The organism is Pantoea leporis (assembly GCF_028048155.1).
In the GTDB taxonomy this organism is placed as follows: Bacteria; Pseudomonadota; Gammaproteobacteria; order Enterobacterales; family Enterobacteriaceae; genus Pantoea; species Pantoea leporis.
Window position 1 is genome coordinate 1 of the sequence record NZ_JALMEU010000001.1, and the last position, 22931, is coordinate 22931.

Sequence of the window (22931 nt, forward strand, 5' to 3'; positions counted from 1 at the left end):
TAAGGCGGTGGCGCGGGAGATGGAAGTAAACATTCCAGCGATGCAGTCTGCATTACCAGCACTTTCATGCGGAGAACACTCAGCGTGTTTCAAAGTAACTGATACCCATACTGGAGCGGAAGACATTGAGTTCGCATGGGCCTTAACGACCGAAAGTGGGCAAATTAAAGGCCAGACTAATGAGGCTAAAACCTCTCATATTAGATCTGACCGTGAGGAATTCCTGATGCTTGACTATGTGTTCCAAATTAAAGCAGGTACAAAATAATGACTGTTGCAACGACCTTAACATCTAAGGATGAAAGTCAGACAGAAAAGCAGGTTGAAGTTGATTTCTTCCACATTGATATGATCCCTGATGCTATGGATAAGATGAATTGGCAGACTGCGGCTAGTCTCATGCGACATTGGTTTAGCATTGAACCAGCATTTGAATTTTCGGAAAAAATCAAAGGTGAACTTTTACAAGCGGAACCGGAGTTAATTGATTCCAAAAAAATCAATACAGACATTGTTAAAATGTCTTGGGCAGTTTCATACAAACAGGTGAATGAAGGAATAGATAAATTAACAAAAATTTGGAATAGCCCAAAAGGTCGAGGAGAACTTAAAAAGAAAATTGCTAAAATCGGAGATCACAAAACTCAATGTATCCGAATTGGTTATGAGACATGTGTTAAAAAACTTGAAACTAATGCGCAGATAAATATTCTCAGGATTGGAAGTAAAACTGATACCGTAGATGGATGGTATGGTGCAATGGGGAATAGTACTCTAAAAGTTTGCGTTAAAGGGTTTACCTCAACATTAAAAAGAAGGGAATACTTCCATGTTGAGATGATTGGTTTTTATTTGAAAGACACCTACGATTTTGTTGATGAAAACACGATGTCAGAGCCTTAGGGGATTTGGAGTAAAAACAGAATATTGAATAAGGCTGAGTCAGCGGTGTACCTCTCATCTTATGCATCAGGATTGTGGGGGCATCTGGCAAGAAATTTCTCAGGGTTCGTGCCTGTTTTTAATAAAGACTTCAGGATTTGGCAACGTAAACACAATTCTGGTGGAGACTTTATTGTTTTCTCTGATGTGCTCTGGATGAACCCTTTACCTAAAGATAGGTTGATTGAATTGTGAGAAAGTCTAAATTTTTTGTATTTTCTTTATTATTCATTGTACTGTGTTTTTTTTGTTTTTTCCACCCTCAATATTTTATGGTAAGCATAATCAGAAGTATGAAATTAACAGTGAAAACAAAAATTATAAGGTGGTTATCTACAAGTATATCCCAGTCTCTCTTATTTCTATTTACAAGGTTTTTGATGAAATGGGATATTTTTTTGTGGTTTACGACAAGTGCGGAAGAGAAATTTATAAAACTCCATTGAGTTATGGGGTGAGTGCAAATTTGCTCTATGATGAAATGGGTTTTTCAACATTAAATGAAAGAGAGCTTTTTTTTCCTACTAACGAAGGTATTGATTCAATAATGTTGCCAGTCGTTTCTTCTAGTTGCGCGGCTTAATTTTTTTACAATTCAATTTCTTTGCTCAAAGATGGATGGTTATTTTTATTAGAAAAATGATGCTATGCATATATTAAATGGTATTTAAAGCTTCATTTCTCTTATAAGATTGGCGTGTGTGATTCACATACTAATGAATTGTTCTGCAAGATAAAAGATAGAGAAATCAATAATGCTACTCGCATTGACAATCAGACAGGAACTTGAAACGAACAAAAATGACCATTAAAATATCTGAATATCCAATGACCGATGGGACGGTTCGGAGAAAGCTATTCTGGCTACTCCAACGTCTTAGCAGTTACACGCTATGACAACGTAAACGTGATTCCTGGGCATTTTTTGCTAAGAAGTATGAAGAAGCACTGAAGAACTGGCCTGAGGATATAACCAATGGATTTGACCCCGAATCAATCATCTGGATTTATGATGCTTTACGTCTTTATTATGTGGGACTGTCCGAACTGTCTATGGGGAATAGACAAGTTTGGCAAACTAAAAAAGGTGAATTTGATCAAATGGATCGGTCCGCAGATCTGGTTCGCGCCTTTTTCTATCTCCCTTGCCATAATCGTGGTGGACAAGTTGAAGCCTATCCACCTGAGATCGAAAAACTAAATAAACTGAGATTAGCCGCAGAATTTCGAGGTGACCACCTTATCTATCCATCAGGTAATAATGTCTGTAACTTTTATGATGCGGACTACATTCTTGATCCGCAGTATTACAAACGGAACTTCAAAAAATTACCGTATCCTGTCTTCCCCAAAAACCTGCCTCCTGTACCTGAAGGCAGTAATATTCTAATTAAAACGGGAGATTCCATACCTTGTGACGGCATCTGGGAACCAGTTGATATTAAGTACAACCATAAATTCCTTGTAATTAAAAATGACATTAAAAGTTTTAAAAATTAAGGTACCTATAATTACTTCATTCGCGGCATGAAGGCTCCATTGTCGATCTATTTAGATAGTCTGAAACAAGATGGCTGGGGATATCAGGATGTTCACTGGCGTTTGACTTGGGAAGATAATCGCTACTGCGGTGGCATAATTCCTGATGAGTCAGAATATTATCTTGATGATGAAGCGCTGGGAAAACGTATTACATGCAAAAGTGGAGAGATATGCCCGCATTCAGGTCGTTGGGCAACCATTACTGGAGAGCATCAACAATTTATTGAAGTTGAAAAAGGTCAAGTCATGCCTGAAGCGACAAAATACAAAAGTGATATTTACGCACCTGATAACAAAATCCGAGCTATCTGGAGCCTTTTGAGCAGAGATGATAAAGGGAGTGTTTATCAATCTCAGGATTAAACTTATTTTAATGATTGCTCGTATGGAAAACAGTAGTGCATAACAATAAATAACCCATTAGCTATTCAATGAAGTAAATGATAGAAATATTGATGTGAAAAAAGGATTTTACTGTGCATTTTATTTTCTTATCGTCTTGCGTGTTGTTCTTGTGGTGATCAATTAAATTGCCATTTGTTGTCGTTTTTTTAATCTACATTGTGTTTTATTTTGCAAAGGTCGTATGCTTTTTTACCATAAACAAATCAATGTCATTTTTGGTCTTTGTGGAGTTATGTCTCATGATTTTAATGGCTTTGAATTTTTATCATGAGTGGGGTGCTATTATATGTTCATTGTCCATTTTCTTTATGTCTATGCTGTGCCCGATTTTTTATAGAGTCAAAGATGACATCGTTATGCTCGAATCCTCCTCTGAGGTGTTGCTTTGTCCGCAGCCTGAAAACATTAACAAGAATGAATTGGTGGCTAAGATTTATGTCAATCGAGGATACATATATGCTAACAAGAAATACGCGCCGGTAAATAATAATAAGGCCTTTGATTTTTTCATATTAGATAGAGCATGTTTATGCAAAAATGGCAGCGATGCAGATGTTTATACATTCATCTGCAATCTGCAAGCAGCAATGCCTGGTAGCAAATACTCAAGACCTCTATTGAAAGAGCACTTGGGTGATTTGATAAATGATGAAGTATATGCATTTTATGAACGCTCTAAAAATTTTTGTGGTTTAGTGTATAAAAGAGACCTGCTTAGTTTTTTCCGCCGAACACTTAAATTGTATTGTAATAGTTGAATACACTTGCAGATGATCAATATGGCACTCAGTTGCATTAATTTATAAAGGGAATGTTATTGAGATTGAGTTTATAGACGCGTCTAACAAAGAGCTTGTATATCCTCAATTAGCGATGTCTTTAGCAGAGCTCTGGAATGTGGAATTGAAATTAGAGCATGTTAATCTAAATTAATGGCTAATCTAAGATGAAAGTTAATTTCGAATTGAATGATATTGAAACAGACAGGGTGATATTTTACATTAGACGCGCCTATGTAAAAAGGTTTTCGATTTATAATAGAGTTGAATTTTTGAGTGGGAAGACAAAGGATGATCTCTTGCTTTATATCCCTCTAATGTTGTCATGCTACTATATTGTGTTAAGTTTGGTTTTTTCAATTTGGTTGGGCTTTACTTTAAGTAATATCTTAATCTATGTGCTTTCTCTAGCGTTCGGTTTTTCTGCTTTAAGGTTTTATAAAAATATTCTCAGTACCAGAAAAATGCAGTTTCTCCTTTTGAGTCTTCGAAAGTTTATGCGTAAATCTCTTTTGATGGTTAGTCTGGCTATACATACAAGAAGGCTTTTACAGGTTATAGGGAGTAGTGAATGTAATTTAAATATTCATGGTGATACTGGCGAAGTTTATATTAAGTCAGGCGTAATACAATGTTTTAATTTACATACTTTGATTGAAGAGGCAGTTTTTAAAGAGGTTATATTCTATAGCTTTATCGATAGCGCTATTGGAAAACGTTGTCTTATCCCTGTTCCTCTTCGTTGTTTAAATGATTTTAAATCTGCAATATCATCCACCCGATAGTAATGAGTCATCTACGTGAATAAATCCCAAATCTCGTTATACGAAACTCTTCTGGGCAATTTTGCAGGAGAATTTGAAACTGAACGCCTGAGTGAAGAGAATCAGGTGATTTTGTCGGTGCTGGACAACATGCAGCGCATCCTCAATACCCGCGCCGGATCGCTGTCGCACATCCCTGATTACGGTCTACCGGATATGTCACGTATTTTGCAGGGCATGCCGGGCACCGCGCATCAGTTGCTTTATACGCTCTCAGAAGTGCTACTTAAATATGAGCCGCGGCTGAAGCGCATTGATGTCATTTTACTGGAGCAAAACATGCCCGGTGAACTGCGCTACGCGATTGATGCTGAGCTGAAAGAGATCGGATTAGTATGCTTCGGCACCGAATTTATGCCGGAGGGCCGTGTGATGATCCGTCATATGAAACAGCAGCAGTATTTAGATGTCCGAGCTTTTGTTTGAGAAGAGCGAATGGAGTCGTAAATGAAGAAATTACTGTTATTCGGAGTGCTGGTTTTAATCAATGCAGGTGCCGTTAATGATGCCAACGCGCATCCAGGCAGAACTAATTCCGAGGGCTGTCATAACGATCGTAAAAATGGCGGCTATCATTGCCATGGGGCAAAAAGAAAGTCTGCTGACTACTTCGCAAGCGAACCAGCAGCGCCGGCGAGAAGCCCTGAAAAGAAACCCGCTAACAAAAAACCATCGCACACAACTCCTCGATCTTCGATTACTACACAAAAACCTGAAAATAAAGTGCAGCAGCGCGCTGTGGATAATCCACAGGAGCGGATGCAGCGGTGCGTCAACAGCCAAAATATTTACGCCTACTGGGAGCCGACAACCAAACGTTGTCTTGATAGCAAAACTGGGCGCGAACTTACCATCTGAATAACTTTCTTTTTCGCCTGATTAAGGCTTTTCGGAACACAGCAATGACTTCATCTCAACCTCGCTTCGTCAAAACCGGCGGCGATCCACGCGCGTTCGCGGAATATGCTGCGCTGCGTCAGGAAATGCAGAAACTCACGCATCCGGCGCGTCCGGATGTCGATTGGCCGCACGTCTCCACGCTCTGTTTAACGCTGTTCGAAAAAAACGGTGTCGAATTGCAAGGTGCAGTTTGGTACACGCTTGCACGTGCAAATACTGCTGGAGCGGCGGGGATGGCGGAAGGCCTGGCGGTGCTAGTAGCATTGATTACCCGCGATTGGCCGACGTTATGGCCGCAACCGGCACATTCACGTATCGAACTGCTGGCGGGACTGAGTCGTCGGTTGCAGCAATTCCTGCGTACTCAAACGATAACCGAAGCAGACTTAACGGCGCTGAGCCAGGCGGCGCGCTTGCTCAGCAAGGTTGGCGATCATCTGCAACGTCTTGAACTGCGTCAGCTTAGTCAGATTGATCCGCTGCTGGACCGCATTCGCAGTGCGGTGGTGATGCTGGAACACTGCGATGTTTCAACATCTGATGCTGTGACTAAGCTGCCTGAAGTCGTTCCGATTGAGAAGCCCGCACTGACGTTAGCAAGTGCAGAAGTCAGTGGCTGGGTGTACGTTCCTTCTGCGGGTGCGCCGGCACCCGATTTGCGGCGGCTGCGCCGTCGGGCGTTTATCAGTGGCGTGGGCGCGACGCTGCTGAGCGTGTTACTCATCGCCGCTACAGGCTATTTGGTTGTGCAAAAAACTGAGCAGGAATCTCCGTTACAGCAAGCATTACTGGCTTCAATATCACCACTTCCTGCGCCTCTCTCACCGGAAATGATGGCTGAACTGCAGGCGAATCCCCCCGAATGGCTAAACGAAGCGGCATGGCTGGAGCAAACGCAGCAGCAATTGAACCGGCTACAAAACGTATCGCCGGACTGGAATCTGCAACTCGGTAATACGCTGGTAATGCAGGCCAGCCTGTTGTGGCCTGATTCGGATGCGGTTAAAACGATGAGCGCACGCTGGAACAAGCAGCTTAACGCGGCAGCAATGCCAGCAGATAAAATGCAGGGATGGCAACAGGGCATGGAGCAGCTCAACGCGTTGTCGCAGCGCCTGAATGGACTTGACGAGAAGCGCGGCAAATATTTGACGGTGAGCGAACTGAAAACTGCGGTCTACAATATGACGCAGGCGTTCAACGAAACGGTGCCACTGGAAGAGGAACTGCGCGTGTTGCAGCAATCGGACGATGACGCTACACAGAATCAGCTATCACAAGCGGAAATGCACCTGAAGCAGCTTATCGCCAGCTATCAAGAGATAGTCACATCTGCAAGAGAGTACGATTAAGCACAATTCACGGTGTAACTTGCTTTCGCCAGGTATCGAACCTGACGGGGTTCGAATCCCCCTCGCAGAAAACAGGCAAAAAAAAAGCCTGAACTTTCGTTCAGGCTCTTCTTTAGAATGTGGCGGTGAGAGGGGGATTCGAACCCCCGATACGTTGCCGTATACACACTTTCCAGGCGTGCTCCTTCAGCCACTCGGACACCTCACCACATTTTTTTGTCAACCGCGCTGGGTCAACGGGGCGCTACTATAGGGAGATCGCTGAAAAGGGTCAAGCGCTATTTTCTCCTTTTGTTCTATTCGCTTAAGCTCTGAGCGTATTGCCGTTAGCCTGCTCATCATGGCGATTCTGTCATCAAATCATTCCCTCTCTGTCACAAAAATGTCACCGCACTGTCGCAGACTTGTCCGCGGAAACATTTGGTTATATCTATGGAAAAGGATGCTTATAAATGAAACAGATACCTCTCTTTACGGTTACGCTGCTGGCTTCTCTGATCGCGACATCAGCAGTGGCAGACGATGCACACTATTCCCGCGCTGCAACCGGTGATGTCACCCAGCACGGCGGCGCCCGTCGTCTCACCGGCGACCAGACCGAAGCGCTAAGAGCGTCATTAAGTAATAACACCGCAAAAAACGTGATTCTGCTGATTGGTGACGGCATGGGAGATTCGGAAATCACCGCCGCGCGTAATCAGGCGCGGGGCGCAGGCGGTTTCTTCCCCGGCCTTGATGCGTTGCCGCTCACCGGTCAATACACGCACTATTCACTGGATAAGAAAACCCACAAGCCGAATTACGTGACAGATTCCGCCGCGTCGGCCACCGCGTGGGCCACCGGCACCAAATCCTATAACGGCGCGATTGGCGTCGACGTGAACGGCAAAGATCAGGTAACGATTCTTGAGCTGGCGAAAGCCGCCGGTAAAGCCACCGGCAACGTCTCCACCGCCGAGCTGCAGGATGCCACGCCAGCAGCGTTGATCGCGCACGTCACTTCGCGCAAATGCTACGGCCCGGAGAAAACCAGCGAATTGTGCCCCACTAACGCGCTGGAGCAGGGCGGTAAAGGATCGATTACCGAGCAGATGCTAAAAATCCGTGCGGACGTCACGCTGGGCGGCGGCGCGAAATCCTTCGGCGAAACCGCCAAAGCTGGCGAGTATCAGGATAAAACCCTGCGCGAGCAGGCACAGGCGCTGGGTTATCAGTGGGTTGATAATCTCGATGGCATGAACGCCATTCAGCAGGCCGACCAGAGTAAACCGGTGCTTGGCCTGTTTGCCGACGGCAATATGCCGGTGCGCTGGCAGGGACCTAAAGCCAGCTATCACGGCAACATTGATAAGCCGGTGGTGACCTGTGAAGTGAATAAAGAGCGTCCGGCTTCGGTACCGACGCTGGCGCAGATGACCAAAAAAGCCATCGATCTGCTAAGCACTAATGAGAAAGGCTTCTTCCTGCAGGTGGAAGGCGCGTCGATTGATAAGCAGGATCATGCGGCCAATCCATGCGGTCAAATTGGTGAAACCGTTGATCTGGATGAGGCAGTGCAGCAGGCGCTGGCCTTTGCGCGCGAACATGGCGACACGCTGGTGGTGGTGACCGCCGACCACGCGCACAGCAGCCAGATCGTGGAAAACGGCACCAAAGCGCCAGGTCTGACGCAGGCGGTGAATACCAAAGATGGCGCGGTGATGACCATCAGCTACGGCAATTCAGAAGAGGATTCGCAGGAACACACCGGCACGCAGGTGCGCATTGCGGCGTACGGCCCGCATGCGGCTAACGTGGTGGGCTTGACCGATCAGACCGATCTGTTCTTTACCCTGAAGGATGCGATGGGGCTCAGGTAACATCTTGACGATTCAATAATCGCATATTCCGTAGCGGCGCGATTTATCGCGCAATAAATTGCGCCGCTACAATGTGTGCTTTCGGTGGTATAGACTGCTCGAAAGACGAACCTAAAGTCACAACCCGCGTTTTGCCATCAACCGCGCTAAATCCACCAGACGATTGGAGAAGCCCCATTCGTTATCGTACCAGGCAAGAATCTTCACCAGATTGCCGCCAATCACCAGCGTAGAAAGCCCATCAATAATCGATGAACGGGCATCGCCCTGATAATCGCTTGATACCAGCGGCTCGTCGCTGTATCCAAGAATACCCTGCAGCGGACCTTCTGCCGCCGCGGCTTTAAACGCGTCATTCACCTCTTCTGCGGTCACGTCGCGTTTCAACGTCACGGTCAAATCCACAATCGAAACCACCGGCACCGGCACGCGCAGGGAATAGCCGGTCAATCGACCCTCCAGCTCCGGAATCACCCGACCGAGCGCCTTCGCCGCCCCGCTTGAGTAAGGCACAATCGACAACGCCGCCGCCCGCGCACCGCGCAGATCTTTCTCCGGCTGATCGTGCAGCACCTGGCTGTTGGTATAAGCATGCGTGGTGTTCATTAAACCGTGCTCGATACCAAACGCCTGGTGCAGCACTGCCGCCGCTGGCGCTAAGCCGTTGGTGGTGCAGCTGCCGTTACTCACCACAAAGTGCTGCTGCGGATCGTAACGTTTATCGTTCACGCCCAGCACAATTGTCAGGTCATCGTTCTTGCCCGGCGCGGAGATAATCACGCGCTTAGCACCGCCGCTGGTGATATGCACTGCGGCTTTGTCGCGTTCGGTGAAGAAGCCGGTGGCTTCAATCACGATATCCACGCCGACATCGCGCCAGCGAATATTCGCCGGATCGCGCTCGCTGAACACGCGCACCGCTTTGCCATCAATGCGCAATTCGCCTTCACCGGCTTCCACTTCCGCCGGTAGCCTGCCGAGCAGGGAGTCGTGTTTCAACAGATGCGCGAGGGTTTTACTGTCGGTGAGGTCGTTAATGGCGACGATTTCAATATCATCGCTGCCCAGCGCTGCACGAAAAACGTTACGTCCGATACGGCCAAAGCCGTTAATGCCGATCTTAGTCATGATTGACTCCTTTTCCGAAGATGCTGGAGTCACTCTAAGCCGATGGTGTGATGGCGTAAATGCCAAAAAAGGATCACTTTACGCCAATTTCCGACAGTGGAAGCGCTGGCGATATTCGCCCGGCGTGAGATGCAGCTGACGCTCAAAGCTGCGGCGTAAATTGATGCTGCTGCCAAAACCGGTCTGTTGCGCGATGCGATCCAGCGTGTCGTTGCTTTGTTCCAGTTGTTCACGCGCGGCGGCGAGGCGCGCTTCGGCCACATAGCGCGCGGGCGGCGCGCCGGTTTCACGGGTGAACACGCGGGTAAAGTTGCGCGGGCTCATGGCGACGCGCTCCGCCAGTTTCTCGACAGAGAGATCTTCGGCGAGGTTGGCGCGGATCCAGTGCTGCAGTTCACCGATCGGGCCAATGCCGCTCGGCGTTTGCAGATGAAAACGGCTGAACTGCATCTGTCCGCCGGGACGGCGCAGATACATCACCATGTCCTGCGCAATATCACGCGCCACGCTAAAGCCGAAATCCTCTTCCACCAGCGCTAATGTCAGGTCAAAGCCCGAGCTGACGCCGCCGGAGGTCCAGATCGGTCCGTCCTGAATAAACAGCGGACCGCCTTCCACCTGAATCGCTGGATAGCGCGATTGCAAGGTATCGAGCAAGCGCCAGTGCGTGGTGGCGCGGCGACCTGCCAGCAAGCCGGATTCCGCCAGCAGCATCGCGCCGCCACATACCGACACCACGCGACGCGCCTGCGGAGCCGCCAGCTTGATGAAATCGACCACCATATTGCCTTCTTCCACGCTGTCGCCGCGCCCGGTGATCATGATGGTGTCCCACGCAGTGCGCGGATCGAGATCGGCCAGCTTGAGATCGGCTAATAGATTGAGGCCGGATTGGCCGTGGATCACCTGATGCGATTGGGTAGTGGCGAGGCTGACGCGATAGCGCTGCTGATCGACGCCAACCGGCAGATGCTGATTGGCGCGCATCAGGATATCGGCGATACCCGCCGCTTCAAACAGCATGCCGCCGTCGGGCACAATAATCAGAAAGGTTTTCATGGCATGAAATAGACATTTTGACGGAATAAGCCAGAGTGTCTCATGGCGGCAATATCATGCACAATCCGTAGCGGCGCACTTTATTGCGCAATAAATTGCGCCGCTACGGGAGGGTGCAATCATCCACATTGATTATACAGATGATTTATCCGCTATGCCGATGCGCCACTGCTCGGGTGGCAACGTGCCGTTCACCGCGAAATCACCGACGATGCGATCCTTGTAGATGCGCGGATTGTGCGAGGAAAGCGTGCGCACGTTGCGCCAGAAGCGGTCCAGCGCCAGCGGTTTCAGCGTGGCCGACGCGCCCAGCGCATCAAACAGCGTCGAGCTGGCATTGAGCAGCAGATCGCTCACCACATTCAGCGACTGCGACACTTCCAACTCGGCGATCGCCACCGCATGGTTCTCCACCTCCTGATCGCCACTAAAGTGGGCGTCATACGCTCGCTGCACCGCGCTGGCGGCGTGCAGCACAATCGCGCCGCTGCGCGATGCCACCTGCTGCGCCACTTCACCGCTCTGCGCGCGGCCAATGCCAGCCAGCGTCGCCAGATGAATCAGCTGATAAAACGCCGGTGAATACCTGAAATGAATCTCTTCGTTGAAGTCATCGGCGGCGATCGCCACGTTGGCAAAAATCGCCGTGCCGCTGGCGGTCAGGGTTTGGCCGAAACCGTTCCAGTCGTCGAGCACCGTCACGCCCTCGGCGGTGCGGGATACCGTCACCGATATGCCTTTGCCGTTTTCATCGGTGATGCCGATATCAATCCAGTCAGAATAGAGCGAGCCGGTAGTGTAAAACTTGCGGCCATTGAGCCGCCAGGATTCGCCGCTGCGTGCAATGCGCGTGGAGAATTCAGACTGGCGCGCATCGCCGGTTTCGCTCCACGCCGGCCCAACGATTTCACCGCGTCCAAGGCGCGTTAGCCACTTATCCCGAAACGGGCTGCTGCCGCTGTTCAGCACGTTCTCCACAAAGCCGAGATGACCGCGAATCGATTGCACCAGATTGGAATCCGCCTCGCCGAGCTCAATCAGCAGCGCGAACAGCTCAGGCAGCGTCGCGCCGAGTCCACCATGGCTCTCCGGCACGCGCAGTGCGGTGAAACCGCTCTGTTTCAGCCACGCAATTTGCTCCAGCGGCAGTTGACGCTGCAGCTCTCGCTCAATCGCGCCCGCGCGTATGTTCCTGAACACAGGACGGAAACGCTCCGCAAGCTGTTCATAACGAGATGACGGGCCAGCTCCCCAACCTGATTCGATGTGCGACATGACGCTTCTCTCCAGCATAGAAATTTTCATTACTATGTCATCGCCATCGGGCGCGATTTAATGCTTTTTCTGCGTAAGCTATTTCGCCAAATAACTAATCTCTGCTTATTTCACTATATGGAACAAATAATTCATTTCTGCATATTGACTGCCACTATTGTTATTTGCCGCGCTTTATATCTGTGCTCTATTCAAACGCGAGTCCGAAAATTACCCATTAATTTCCAGAAAATATAATTTCAAGCGGAATAGATCCACGCGAAATCTGTTATTAGCTTTTGACCGGGAAATAGTGAGAAATGAAATATCAGCTTCTTCAGCGCTTATTTATACCGATATTGGCGATGATAAGTGGTGCGTTGCCCTTAAGCGTCAGCGCGCAGAACGCGCCGCCTCGTTATAGCGACGGCACGCTGGTTTATCTGCATGAGCAGGAGCCGCCATGCTTGTGGGGCGGCTGGGTGCAGCAAGCATATTTATCGCGTCAGGTTTTTGATTATCTGGTGAGTTATGACAACGGACAGATTCGTCCGTGGCTGGCTGCCAGCTGGAGTGAATCCGCCGATCGTAAAACCATTACTTTTCATTTACGCCACGACGTTAAATTTACCGATGGCGATCTGTTTAATGCCGATGCGGTTGTTGCGAATTATCCGGCGTGGCAAAAAGGCATCGGCTGGCACGGTTTTACTTATATGACCGGTTTTACCAAGGTTGATGATTATACCGTGGCGCTGCATTTATCTGAGCCGAATCCTGAAATCTATAACGTGCTGGCAAACGGTCATTACGGATTTCAATCACCCGATTCACTGGCGCATAACAGCAGCGAGCAGAAGTGCTTACGACCGGTCGGCACCGGGCCGTGGAAAGTGGCGCGCTGGGTGCGCGGCGATGGCATCAGTTTTGTGCGCAATGACGACTATCGCTGGGCGCCGCCAAACGCGCACCACAACGGCCCGGCATATATCAAGCATCTGGAGTGGAAGTTCGTGCCGGATGCCACCACGCGCTGGGGCGCGCTGGTGAGCGGCGGCGCGGATGTGATTTATCAGCCGCCGTCCGCGCAGTGGCAGGCGCTGCAGCGTCACTATCAAACGCTCTCCTACGTCGCCACCGGACGGCCGCAGGCGTTCTCCTTTAATGTGCAGCGCGGTCCGTTTACCGATCAGCGGGTGCGCCAGGCGTTTGCTTACGCGCTGGACCGCAAGCAGATCGTCAAAACCGTGTTCAAAGGTGCGGTACCGTATGAGGGCAACGGCTCGCTGAGTAAAAGCACGCCGCTCTATCTCAATGTCGACGATCGCTATTCACTCAATATCGCCAAAGCCAATCAGCTGCTGGACGCCGCCGGCTGGACCGGGCGCGATGCCGCCGGCTATCGCACCAAAGACGGCAAAACGCTGGATGCGCGCTTGCCGTTTATTCAGGCGATTATCGACCAGGAGGGCGCGCTGATGCTGCAGGCGGTGCAGGATCAGGTCAAACGCGTTGGCATCAAGCTGGATCTGATCCCGCTGACGCAAACCGAAGGCTTTGCCGGCGCACGTTCGCGTCCGGCAGATAAAGAAATCAGCTTTGGTTACTGGGTTTGGCCGTCGCCCAACATCCTCGACATCGTCTACAACCATGCGCTCAACGGCGCGTTCAACGGCAACAACACCAGCTTTTTCAATGATCCCGAAGTGGAAGCGCAAATCCTTGATGCGCAGCGTGAGCCGAATGCGCAACGGCGCCAGCAAAAGTTCGACCTGCTGCAAAAGTGGTTTGACGATCAGGCGATTGCCATCGGCGGCTACAACTTCACCTACAACGTTGCCATTGCCAACAACATTCGCGGGCTTTGGCAGGATCAGGGCAACGGATTGCTGAACTTTAACGATGCTTACTTCGTGCAGGAGCAGCCATGAGTGAATTGATGTCATCGTCGCCGCAAAACAGCACCGCCGATGTGGCCAGCGTTGCCGCGCCACGCAGCCGTACGGCGTCGCTGCTGCGGCGGATTTCACTGCGCATCGCCTCCGCGCTGTTCGTGCTGTGGGGCACCATCACCGTGACGTTTTTGGTGCTGTCGGTGCTGCCGGGCGATCGCGCCACCATCCTGCTGAATATCACATCCGGGCAGGTGATTGAACGCACGCCAGCGGAGCTGGCACCGATCAACGCGCAGTACGGTTTCGATAAGCCGATTGTCGAGCAGTATCTGCACTATTTCTGGCGGTTGCTGCACGCCGATTTTGGTTTCTCCTTTGAGTTGCAGCGGCCGGTGGTGCACATCATTGCCGAGCAGCTACTGCCGACCTTTACTCTGGCGATTGCCGCGCTGCTGCTGGCGTGGATTATTGCCATTCCGTGGACGCTGCTCACCGCCGGACGTAACCGTCGGCTGGCGGCATTCGGTTCGGCAGTGGAAACCATCATGGCCGGATTGCCGCAGTACTGGATTGGTATTCTGCTGCTGATTGTTTTCGCCATCGGTCTGCGCTGGTTCCCGGTGGTCGGCGGCACCAGACTGCTCGGCACCGTGCTGCCCGCCATCACGCTGGCGATTCCGCTGGCGGGCTTTATGGGTCACGCCATTCGCGGCGAATTTGAACGCAGCATGCAGCAGCCATTTGTGCTGTCGGCGCGGGCGCGCGGCATGAGTCTGGCGGGCGTGCGGCTGCGCCATGTATTACGCCACGCCCTGATTCCGGCCATCACGCTCAGCGGCTGGGCAATTGGCAATTTGCTCTCTGGCGCGGTGCTGGTGGAAGCGGTGTTTGCCCGGCCGGGACTTGGCAATGTGCTGGTCAATGCGGTGAGCAACAAGGATTTTGCGCTGGTTTCCGGCATCGTGATTCTCATCAGTTTCCTCTACATCGTCATTAACCTGGTGGTTGACCTGATTTACCTGATCGTCGATCCCCGCCTGCGAGGTCGCCCATGACAACTCATCTCACGGATTACGCCGGACCGCGCATTACGCGCGTGAGCTGGCAATTGCCGCTCTCAGTGCTGCTTTCCGCCATTGTGGCGCTGTTCTTTATTGTCGCGGCCATCGCGCCTGGCGTGCTGGCGACGCACGATCCCTTCAGCACCGATCTCTATCGCGCGCTGCAAGCCCCTTCGTGGGCCAACTGGCTCGGCACCGATGACATTGGCCGCGATCTCTATAGCCGCATTATCTGGGGCACGCGTCAGTCGCTGCTGATTGGCATCGGCGCGATGGTGATTGCGTTATTTGGCGCGGTGGTGCTCGGCTTTAGCGCCGCACTCGGACCGCGTTGGCTGGCGGAGCCGGTTAATCGTCTGCTGGAGATCTTGCTGGCGTTTCCCACCTTGCTGCTGGCGCTGCTGTTTGTCGCGCTGCTGGGTCCCTCCGCCAGCAGTTTGCTGATCTCGGTCGGCATTGGCACCGCGCCCGGCTATGCGCGATTGGTGCGTGCCCAGGCATTGCAGGTCAAACAATCCGGTTATGTCGAAGCGGCGCGTGCGCTCGGGCATCCGTGGCCGCGGCTGTTTACCCAGCACATCGCGCCCAACGTGTTTCGGCCGCTGTTCTCGCTGGTGGCGTTAGGCATCGGGCAATCGGTGGTGTGGGCATCCGGTCTGTCGTTTCTTGGATTAGGCGTGGTGCCGCCGTCGCCAGAATGGGGCGCGCTGCTTGAAGCCGGAAAAATTAACGTCACCGTCGCCTGGTGGCTGGAAGTCTTGCCGGGCATTGCCATTGTGCTGGTGGCGCTGTCGTTTACGCAGATTGGCCGCTACATCCAGCAGCGAGCGGAAGGAGAGACGCGCTAATGAGCAACAATGTGATTGATGTGCGCGGCCTGAATATCTGGGCCAGCAGCGAAAGCGGGCAACCGCGCCATATTGTGAAGAACGTCAGCTTCGCGCTGCAACGCGGGCAATGTCTGGCGCTGGTGGGTGAATCGGGATCGGGGAAAAGCGTCACCGCCCGTTCGCTGGTGGGATTAGCTGGAGACGGATTACACGTGCAGGCTGACACGCTGAGCCTGCACGGTGATACGCTGCAGCAGCGGAGCGACAACTGGTGGCGCAAGGTGCGCGGCAGCAAAGTGGGTTTCATTTTGCAGGACGCGCTGGTGTCGCTGGATCCGCTGCGTCCGGTGGGCAAAGAGATCGCCGAAGCGCTGGCGCTGCATGGCTGGGGCAACGCCGCCAGCCGCCAGCAGAAAGTGCAGGCCTTGCTGGAAGAGGTTGGCGTGCCGCAGGCGGCTTATCGAGCCAGCCAGCGGCCGGGAGAGCTGTCGGGCGGTTTGCGCCAGCGCGCATTGATCGCCTCGGCGATTGCGCTGCATCCGGATGTGCTGATCGCCGATGAGCCCACCACCGCGCTGGATGTCACGGTGCAGGCGCAGGTGCTGGAAGTGCTGCGCCAGATGCTGGATCGTGGCACCAGCGTAATTTTGATTAGCCACGATCTGGCGGTGGTGGCAAAAATCGCCGATCAAATTCTGGTGATGCAGGGCGGATCGATTGTGGAGGCGGGCTCGGCGCAGCAGGTGCTGCAACAGCCGCAGCATGCGTATACCCAAGGTTTGATAAACGCGATTCCCAGCGAACACACCAAAGGACAACGCCTTTCCGGCAGCGCGCCCAGCGTGCCAATCCCATCCGTAACGCCCTCAGCGGAAGTGCTGCTGGAAGCGCGGCATATCGTGAAGCGTTTTCGCGGGCACCAGCGCCGTCGATGACGTTTCCTTTACCCTGAAGCGCGGCGAGACGCTGGGAATTGTCGGCGAGTCGGGTTCGGGTAAAACCACCTTGTCGCGCATCGCGCTGGCGCTGGAATCACCGGACAGCGGCGAGGTGCTGTTTGCCGGCCAGCCGTGGAGCCATGCGTCCGCCGCCGATCAGCGTGCCATTCGTCGCCAGATTGCCGTGGTATATCAGGATCCGCTCTCTTCGTTCGATCCGCGCTGGCGCGTGGCCGACATCCTGCTGGATGCGATTGCACTCGATCGGCATGCGCCGACGCAGGCGCCGCGCGAGCGGGCTATTAGCCTGCTGCAAGCGGTTGGGCTCGGCGCGGAGCATCTCAACCAATGGCCGGCGCGCATGTCGGGCGGCCAGCGGCAGCGTGTGGCGATTGCCCGCGCGATTGCGACCCATCCCAAAGTGATTGTGCTCGACGAAGCGGTCTCGGCGCTGGACGTCACCATTCAGGCGCAGATTCTCGATCTGCTCAGCGATCTGCAGGCGCAGCTCGGCGTCAGCTACCTGTTTATCTCGCACGATCTCGGCGTGATCCATCACATGAGCGATCGCGTGCTGGTGATGCAGAACGGCCAGGCGGTCGAGCAGGGCGCCGCCGATGAGGTGTTCTACCGCCCGCGCCATCCTTACACCCAGACGTTACTTGCCTCGCTGCCACGCCTGGCCGCGCTGGAAACCGCTTAACTTTGCTACTGGAGCGAACATGTCACGCGAACTGATTTATAACGGATTTTTGCATCTCACACCGAATCATCACAGCCACGGTTACTGGCGCACGCCGGAAGGTCAGGTGCAGTACAACTACAACCAGCTTGATGCCTATGTGCAGACGGTGAAAACCCTGGAAAAAGGGCTGTTTGATACCTTGTTCATCGCCGATGTAGTGGGCGTGTATGACATCGAATATGGCGACGGCAAAACCACCATGCGCGCTGGCACCCAGTTCCCCGAGCCCGATCCGATCACCATTCTTTCGGCGCTGGGTTTAGCGACTGAAAATCTCGGTCTGGTGGTGACCAGCAACGTGATTCAGACCCATCCGTTCTCGTTTGCGCGCCAAATCTCCTCGCTGGATGAATTTACCCGCGGTCGCATCGGCTGGAATATCGTGACTTCGTATCTCTCCAATGGCTTCCGCAACTACGGTTATCAGGACATTGTGCCGCACGATGAGCGCTACGAATGGGCGCAGGAGTATCTCGATGTGGCATATAAGCTGTGGGAACTGTCGTGGGAAGAGGGCGCAGTGCTGCACGATCCCGCGACTAACCGCTTTTTCGATGCCGACAAGATCCACAAAATCAACCACGTCGGTAAGCGCTATCGGGTGGAAGGGCCGCACATTGTTGAGCCGTCGCCGCAGCGCAGCCCGGTGTTCTTCCAGGCCGGCAACTCGGATGCCGGACGCCGCTTTGCCGCGCGCAATGCCGAAGTGACGTTCCTGCCATCGCAAACGCCAGACACCGCGCGCAAAGATATCGCCATCCTCAATCAGGATGTGGTCGATTACGGTCGCCAGCCGGAGGATTTGAAGAAGCTGGTGATGCTTTCCACCGTGATTGGATCGACCGAGGAAGAGGCGAAGCGTAAGCAGCAATATCTGTTCGACAATATTGATATCAATGCATTGCAGGGCTTCTACAGCGGCGGTTCGGGCATCGATCTGGCGAATATCGATCCCGATACGCCGCTGACCGAACTGAGCCGGCGCGAAGAGTTCAGCCAGCACATGCGCTCGAAATTCCGTATCGCGGTCGATGCCGATTATGGGCAAGGCCGCGTGCTGACCTGGCGCGAATACCTGATTCAACATGCGCTGCTACCGGGCCGTTTCGCCGGTACGCCAGAACAGATCGCCGACCGGGTGCAGCAGTTTGCTGATGCTGGCGTTGATGGTTTTAACGTGGTGCCGGTCACCACGCTCGGCTGGTGGGATGAGTGGGTTGAACACGTGGTGCCGGTGCTGCAAAAACGCGGCCTGGCGCAGACGGCGTACAAGCCAGGCACGCTGCGCGAGAAGATTTTCGGCCAGAAGAGCAAACTGCCGGCGACGCATCCGCAACGGAAGTTGACGCTGAGTTAATGCGGTCGCGCAATAAATTGCGTCGCTACGGAATCAGTGCACGTATTGGTAGCGGCGCGATTTATCGCGCAATAAATATTAATGAATTCTCATAGACCCAATACTCTTCAGGCCATTATCTTCACAATTCCTTCCGCTAACACCGCGATCCCGGAGTGGCTGACAGGCCGCAAACTCGACGTTTAACGCATAGCCTGCAATGTCGAAGCATTTTCGATTGCATCGACATTTTTTTGTATTTGACGTTTTTTTCTCAGTGGGTATGCTCAGCCACGTCAGGATCCCCCGGCCAGGGTTGGTTGAGACGATTACAGAGAGCCCATGAAAAACAGTAATGACAAACAGTTATGCGACATCGCGATTGGTGATGCGGTGATGGAATTATTTAACCAGGATGCGCCGGTTTCGCGTACCACGCTGCTCGCGCAATTAGAGAAGATGATACATGCGGGTGTGACGGCGGAAGAGGTACGGATCGCCAGACTGGCTTTAGAGCTGGTGACGAACAGCAGCACAGCCGACAAGGTTGAGCAATCGGAAGAGAACGTGATGAGCTTTAGGGCGAAAAACGTTTCGGCGGATGACTCAACGCAGCACTGATCGCTGTATGCCGGACAAAGTTGTCCGGCATAACGGCGCGGCGTTACCAGCGGTACTTATTCGAATCTTCCCACTCTTTAACTTCTTTCTCCGCACGGTCTTTTTCATAACCGTAGCGTTCCTGGATTTTGCCGACCAGCTGATCGCGTTTTCCTTCAACCACGGTCATGTCATCATCGGTCAGGTCGCCCCATTTTTCCTTCACTTTCCCTTTGAACTGCTTCCAGTTGCCGCTAATACGATCTTCGTTCATGTTGATCTCCCTATTTCGTGGTGACTGTGTGCTGCCCTTCGCTGGCCTGATGCCAGCGGGTGAATTAATCCTGGCACAGGATTTGCGCTTTGCTTGCCTGAGCTGTGAGCTGACTCATAAATTTGCGAATGTGTGAGCCAGCGTGGAGAAAAAAGCCGCTAATAGCAAAAAGTGATTCTCTAACTCTTTGCTCTATAAGGCATTATGTTTGCCCGGCTATACAGGCAAGGGTGGGTTGCGATATAGTAATCGTCGATAAGACATTTCCGTCAACTTTTGGAAACCCGCATTCCCTGATGCCATCCGTATGAGTAAAACGCAACCCACCGACATGAAAAGCAGAGAACGTGGCCGCCCCAGAGAGTTCGACATCGAACAGGCTCTGGACAAAGCCATGATTGTTTTTCGTCAGAAGGGGTTTCATGCGGCTTCACTTAACGATCTGGGCGAAGCGATGGGGTTGACAGCGGGCAGCATCTACAAGGCTTTTAAAGATAAGCGCAGCTTGTTTCTGCTGGTGTTTGAACGCTATCTTTCGGTGCGTAATGCCGATCTGCGCCAGCGTCTGGCACAGTTCACCAGCGGCCGTGAGAAGCTCGGCGAGCTGCTGCAGTTTTACCTTGATTCCGCGCGGGCGGTGGAAGGTCGCACCGGCTGTTTAGTGGTGGGCAGCGCGGTAGAGCTGCAGGTGCTGGATGACGATCTTTCGCAACTGGTGAGTGAAGCGGTCATTCGTAATAAAAACTTCCTCGCCTCGCTGCTCAAACTGGGCCAGGAAGATGGCTCGGTCACGCCCAATCTGGATGTGGACACCGCCGCGGGATTGATCCTCTGCATCGCCTTTGGCATGCGCGTTGTGGGCAAGATCACCGATGTAAAAGATGAACCAGAGACCATCAAGTTAGTTATGAAGCTGCTGGACTAAAATTTGTCTAATTAGGAGTCGGATACTTCCTAAATAAGCGAAGCGTAAAGACGGAGGGCAAGTGAAAGACGAAGATTCAGATATTACGGAAGAGATTCGCGCATTGGTGGGCAGGGTAGTGACACGTATCCTGCGTCCTGATGAAGCGCTTACCGTTCAGGAACTCATAGGCGCGTTGTATCGCCTAAGTTTGCGCTCCACCGACAGCAAAACCAAAGTCGCCTGCGAGAAAGCTATTCGTATCCTGGCGAAAAAACTGCACTAATAGGGTCGCGCGTGCCGCGCCTTGTTGTTCTCCTCTGCTGAAGTCTGGCAATCCCTCGCCAAACACCTCTCTGATTAAAGCGGGCGATGCGCGGTCTCTTTTGCCTTCCACAGCGCAAACAGCGTGATCAGCAACGCCAGGCTGACATACAGCGATACCCACAGCGTGCTGCCCATCTCTTTATACAAGGTCGTGATGATCAGGGGCGCAAAGCCACCGCCAATGATACCCGCCAGCGTGTAAGCCAGTGACGATCCGGCGTAGCGCACGTGGCTGGGGAACTGTTCGGTGACAAACGCCGCCTGCGGTCCGTACATCACCGCATGAATCAGCAAGCCGCCAATCACCGCCAGCACAATCAGCACCGGCTGTGAGCTATCCAGCAGCACAAAGAACACAAACGACCAAACGATTGCCAGCAGCGCACCGGCAATGTAGACCGGACGACGGCCGAGCTTGTCGGAGAGCGCACCAAACATCGGCACCGTAATCGCATTGCCAATCGCGCCGAGCATGGTGGCCATTAGCGCCAGCGGACGCGGCAGTTGTAGCACGGTGGTGACGTAGGTAAGAGTGAACACCACCACCAACGCGTACAACACGTCGGAGCCGATACGTGAACCGCCAGCGATCAGTAGCTCACGCGGATAGCGAACAAACACCTCTTTCAGTGGCGTATGCGTGGTTTTCTCCGCCTGCTGCATCGCGACAAAGGTTGGCGTCTCTTCTACGCCGCGACGCAGCCATAAGCCAAACATCACCAGCAGCAGACTCAGCAGGAACGGAATGCGCCATCCCCACTCCTGAAACTGCTCGCCGCTCAACGCAACCGTTACCAGCGTGATAAATCCGGTACCAATCAAGGTACCGCACGAGGGACCTACCTGCGCAAACGAGGCGTTACGGCCACGCTTGTCGGCATCGCCATGCTCCATCGACAGCAACACTGCACCGGCCCATTCGCCGCCTAATGCAATGCCCTGAATAAAGCGTAAGGCCACCAACAGCACTGGACTCCAGATGCCCCACACCGCATAGCCAGGCAGCAGGCCCATCAGCGCGGTGGTGACGCCCATAATCACCAGGGTGGTGATCAATACCGCTTTACGCCCGGCGACATCGCCGAGATGACCAAAGATAAAGCCGCCCACCGGACGGGAAATGTAGCCGACCGCATAGGTGGAAAACGCCAGAATGGTACCGACCAGCGGATCAAAGCTGGGAAAAAAGACGTGGTTAAACACCAGCGCCGCCATGATGTTGTAGACCGTGAAGTCATACCACTCCAGCGCGGTACCGATGGAGCTGGCCGCCGCGAGGCGACCGGTTTTGCTGTGGCTGGCGCGCGCGCCTGACGCGTGCGGCAACGTTGAATCGGTATTAGCCATGAGCCATCTCCTGTTGGGTTAACTGCCAGCTGAGGGAGTAGAGCTGTACGTCCGCGTTGAGTGCCTGCGCGGCATCGGCGGCGAGGGTTTTACACACTTGGGCGTCGCGGCAGGTCAGCAGCAGCATCGGATGCATTGGTCGCGTTGCGCTGGTTTCCCGTGGCAGCGGCGAGCTCAGCGTGGTGTCAGGCGTCAGCAAACGTGAGGCGATATAGCCGGGCGTTTGCTGCACGCTGCTTTGCCAGCTGCCCAGCGATGCAACATCTGTACCCGCTTTTAAGGTCAGCACCGCCAGATGGCTACCGGTGCCTTGTCCATGCTGATGCGAGATGGCGCAGACGCGGCGCATCGGATTGACCATTTTGTTGAGGTTCTTCACCGACCATTCGGTCTGGCGCGTGAAGGCGGCGTGATAATCGGCGCTGGTAAAGGCTTCCAGCGATGCGGTTTCATACAGGCCGAGGTATTTGCGTTCGGCATCCACCGCCTGATAACGCGTGCCGCTAAGAAAGCCGCTGATGGCCACGCGCTCTTCAACGTGTTCGTGGTCGTACCATTGGTTGAAATCCGCTTCATCTGCAGCATCGATATTGGTGGCGACAAACAGCATGCCGTGGGGTTGAGTCATGA

General features: G+C 52.7%; 19 protein-coding genes, 1 tRNA gene and 4 pseudogenes. 17 read left to right on the plus strand and 7 right to left on the minus strand.

Features of this window, described 5'->3' with window-relative positions; translation table 11 throughout:
* From MWH02_RS00005 to MWH02_RS00040, 8 genes and pseudogenes are all read left to right on the plus strand, one after another.
* A pseudogene (locus MWH02_RS00005) lies at positions 1–268 on the plus strand (type VI secretion system Vgr family protein); the annotation flags it as partial.
* An 80-nt stretch (positions 269–348) separates the two neighbouring features.
* Positions 349–1137, plus strand: a pseudogene (locus MWH02_RS00010) (DUF6402 family protein).
* A gap of 52 nt (positions 1138–1189) precedes the next feature.
* On the plus strand, positions 1190–1525 hold the full coding sequence (locus MWH02_RS00015) for a hypothetical protein (protein WP_439652352.1): 336 nt from the start codon (positions 1190–1192) through the stop codon (positions 1523–1525).
* Between the two features lie 518 nt (positions 1526–2043).
* Positions 2044–2847, plus strand: a pseudogene (locus tag MWH02_RS00020) (Imm72 family immunity protein).
* A 281-nt stretch (positions 2848–3128) separates the two neighbouring features.
* Positions 3129–3647 carry a hypothetical protein gene (locus tag MWH02_RS00025; RefSeq protein ID WP_271459626.1) on the plus strand — a complete coding sequence of 173 codons (519 nt, stop codon included), beginning with the start codon at positions 3129–3131 and terminating at the stop codon, positions 3645–3647.
* 821 nt (positions 3648–4468) lie between these two features.
* Positions 4469–4918: a type VI secretion system baseplate subunit TssE gene (tssE, locus tag MWH02_RS00030; protein WP_271459627.1), complete on the plus strand. Its 450-nt coding sequence runs from the start codon at positions 4469–4471 to the stop codon at positions 4916–4918.
* A 21-nt stretch (positions 4919–4939) separates the two neighbouring features.
* Positions 4940–5350, plus strand: a complete 411-nt coding sequence (locus MWH02_RS00035; RefSeq protein ID WP_271459628.1) for a DUF1283 domain-containing protein — start codon at positions 4940–4942, stop codon at positions 5348–5350.
* Between the two features lie 44 nt (positions 5351–5394).
* The gene (locus tag MWH02_RS00040; RefSeq protein ID WP_271459629.1) at positions 5395–6744 is read left to right on the plus strand and encodes a VasL domain-containing protein; all 1350 of its coding nucleotides are present in this window, start codon (positions 5395–5397) and stop codon (positions 6742–6744) included.
* A 120-nt stretch (positions 6745–6864) separates the two neighbouring features.
* Here the strand turns inward: MWH02_RS00040 and MWH02_RS00045 are convergent.
* Positions 6865–6952 (minus strand) — tRNA-Ser (locus tag MWH02_RS00045).
* A 244-nt stretch (positions 6953–7196) separates the two neighbouring features.
* Here MWH02_RS00045 and phoA point away from each other — a divergent pair.
* Positions 7197–8603: an alkaline phosphatase gene (gene phoA, locus MWH02_RS00050; RefSeq protein ID WP_271459630.1), complete on the plus strand. Its 1407-nt coding sequence runs from the start codon at positions 7197–7199 to the stop codon at positions 8601–8603.
* 117 nt (positions 8604–8720) lie between these two features.
* On the opposite strand, the gene gap is transcribed toward phoA, so the two are convergent.
* From gap to MWH02_RS00065, 3 genes are all read right to left on the minus strand, one after another.
* Positions 8721–9731, minus strand: coding sequence for a type I glyceraldehyde-3-phosphate dehydrogenase (gene gap, locus MWH02_RS00055; RefSeq protein ID WP_271459631.1), 1011 nt, complete (start codon positions 9729–9731; stop codon positions 8721–8723).
* A gap of 78 nt (positions 9732–9809) precedes the next feature.
* Positions 9810–10790 carry a GlxA family transcriptional regulator gene (locus MWH02_RS00060; protein WP_217546340.1) on the minus strand — a complete coding sequence of 327 codons (981 nt, stop codon included), beginning with the start codon at positions 10788–10790 and terminating at the stop codon, positions 9810–9812.
* A gap of 132 nt (positions 10791–10922) precedes the next feature.
* Entirely contained in the window at positions 10923–12065 is a 1143-nt protein-coding gene (locus tag MWH02_RS00065; protein ID WP_271459632.1) for an acyl-CoA dehydrogenase family protein, read from the minus strand.
* A 299-nt stretch (positions 12066–12364) separates the two neighbouring features.
* On the opposite strand from MWH02_RS00065, the gene MWH02_RS00070 reads away from it, so the two are divergent.
* The 6 genes and pseudogenes from MWH02_RS00070 (at position 12365) to MWH02_RS00100 (ending at position 19470) form a co-directional block, all read left to right on the plus strand.
* Entirely contained in the window at positions 12365–13975 is a 1611-nt protein-coding gene (locus MWH02_RS00070; protein ID WP_271459633.1) for an ABC transporter substrate-binding protein, read from the plus strand.
* Positions 13972–14994 (plus strand): ABC transporter permease, encoded by a 1023-nt coding sequence (locus MWH02_RS00075; RefSeq protein ID WP_271459634.1) that lies wholly within the window; start codon positions 13972–13974, stop codon positions 14992–14994. The genes MWH02_RS00070 and MWH02_RS00075 overlap by 4 nt, the downstream gene beginning before the upstream one ends.
* Complete coding sequence (locus MWH02_RS00080; protein WP_271459635.1) at positions 14991–15848, plus strand: ABC transporter permease; 858 nt, start codon at positions 14991–14993, stop codon at positions 15846–15848. The genes MWH02_RS00075 and MWH02_RS00080 overlap by 4 nt, the downstream gene beginning before the upstream one ends.
* A pseudogene (locus MWH02_RS23120) lies at positions 15848–17471 on the plus strand (dipeptide ABC transporter ATP-binding protein). Before MWH02_RS00080 ends, MWH02_RS23120 begins: the two are co-directional and overlap by 1 nt.
* A 19-nt stretch (positions 17472–17490) precedes the next feature.
* Positions 17491–18870, plus strand: coding sequence for an NtaA/DmoA family FMN-dependent monooxygenase (locus MWH02_RS00095; protein WP_271459637.1), 1380 nt, complete (start codon positions 17491–17493; stop codon positions 18868–18870).
* 321 nt (positions 18871–19191) lie between these two features.
* Positions 19192–19470, plus strand: coding sequence for a hypothetical protein (locus tag MWH02_RS00100; RefSeq protein ID WP_101764090.1), 279 nt, complete (start codon positions 19192–19194; stop codon positions 19468–19470).
* 43 nt (positions 19471–19513) lie between these two features.
* On the opposite strand, the gene MWH02_RS00105 is transcribed toward MWH02_RS00100, so the two are convergent.
* Positions 19514–19723, minus strand: a complete 210-nt coding sequence (locus tag MWH02_RS00105; RefSeq protein ID WP_007892931.1) for a CsbD family protein — start codon at positions 19721–19723, stop codon at positions 19514–19516.
* 307 nt (positions 19724–20030) lie between these two features.
* Here MWH02_RS00105 and MWH02_RS00110 point away from each other — a divergent pair, with 307 nt between their 5' ends.
* Positions 20031–20648 (plus strand): TetR/AcrR family transcriptional regulator, encoded by a 618-nt coding sequence (locus tag MWH02_RS00110; RefSeq protein WP_137385989.1) that lies wholly within the window; start codon positions 20031–20033, stop codon positions 20646–20648.
* Between the two features lie 61 nt (positions 20649–20709).
* Positions 20710–20913, plus strand: coding sequence for a hypothetical protein (locus MWH02_RS00115; RefSeq protein ID WP_101764092.1), 204 nt, complete (start codon positions 20710–20712; stop codon positions 20911–20913).
* A 74-nt stretch (positions 20914–20987) separates the two neighbouring features.
* On the opposite strand, the gene MWH02_RS00120 is transcribed toward MWH02_RS00115, so the two are convergent.
* Positions 20988–22301, minus strand: coding sequence for an MFS transporter (locus tag MWH02_RS00120; RefSeq protein ID WP_137385988.1), 1314 nt, complete (start codon positions 22299–22301; stop codon positions 20988–20990).
* Positions 22294–22929, minus strand: coding sequence for a DUF4286 family protein (locus MWH02_RS00125; RefSeq protein WP_271459638.1), 636 nt, complete (start codon positions 22927–22929; stop codon positions 22294–22296). The genes MWH02_RS00120 and MWH02_RS00125 overlap by 8 nt, the downstream gene beginning before the upstream one ends.
* Positions 22930–22931: the final 2 nt, after the last annotated feature.

Bases quoted from the DNA above. Each gene is read 5' to 3' on its own strand.
- MWH02_RS00025 (WP_271459626.1), top strand. From the start codon at position 3,129: ATGATTTTAATGGCTTTGAATTTTTATCATGAGTGGGGTGCTATTATA.
- MWH02_RS00035 (WP_271459628.1), top strand. From the start codon at position 4,940: ATGAAGAAATTACTGTTATTCGGAGTGCTGGTTTTAATCAATGCAGGT.
- MWH02_RS00040 (WP_271459629.1), top strand. From the start codon at position 5,395: ATGACTTCATCTCAACCTCGCTTCGTCAAAACCGGCGGCGATCCACGC.
- phoA (WP_271459630.1), top strand. From the start codon at position 7,197: ATGAAACAGATACCTCTCTTTACGGTTACGCTGCTGGCTTCTCTGATC.
- gap (WP_271459631.1), bottom strand. From the start codon at position 9,731: ATGACTAAGATCGGCATTAACGGCTTTGGCCGTATCGGACGTAACGTT.
- MWH02_RS00060 (WP_217546340.1), bottom strand. From the start codon at position 10,790: ATGAAAACCTTTCTGATTATTGTGCCCGACGGCGGCATGCTGTTTGAA.
- MWH02_RS00065 (WP_271459632.1), bottom strand. From the start codon at position 12,065: ATGTCGCACATCGAATCAGGTTGGGGAGCTGGCCCGTCATCTCGTTAT.
- MWH02_RS00070 (WP_271459633.1), top strand. From the start codon at position 12,365: ATGAAATATCAGCTTCTTCAGCGCTTATTTATACCGATATTGGCGATG.
- MWH02_RS00075 (WP_271459634.1), top strand. From the start codon at position 13,972: ATGAGTGAATTGATGTCATCGTCGCCGCAAAACAGCACCGCCGATGTG.
- MWH02_RS00080 (WP_271459635.1), top strand. From the start codon at position 14,991: ATGACAACTCATCTCACGGATTACGCCGGACCGCGCATTACGCGCGTG.
- MWH02_RS00095 (WP_271459637.1), top strand. From the start codon at position 17,491: ATGTCACGCGAACTGATTTATAACGGATTTTTGCATCTCACACCGAAT.
- MWH02_RS00100 (WP_101764090.1), top strand. From the start codon at position 19,192: ATGAAAAACAGTAATGACAAACAGTTATGCGACATCGCGATTGGTGAT.
- MWH02_RS00105 (WP_007892931.1), bottom strand. From the start codon at position 19,723: ATGAACGAAGATCGTATTAGCGGCAACTGGAAGCAGTTCAAAGGGAAA.
- MWH02_RS00110 (WP_137385989.1), top strand. From the start codon at position 20,031: ATGAGTAAAACGCAACCCACCGACATGAAAAGCAGAGAACGTGGCCGC.
- MWH02_RS00120 (WP_137385988.1), bottom strand. From the start codon at position 22,301: ATGGCTAATACCGATTCAACGTTGCCGCACGCGTCAGGCGCGCGCGCC.
- MWH02_RS00125 (WP_271459638.1), bottom strand. From the start codon at position 22,929: ATGACTCAACCCCACGGCATGCTGTTTGTCGCCACCAATATCGATGCT.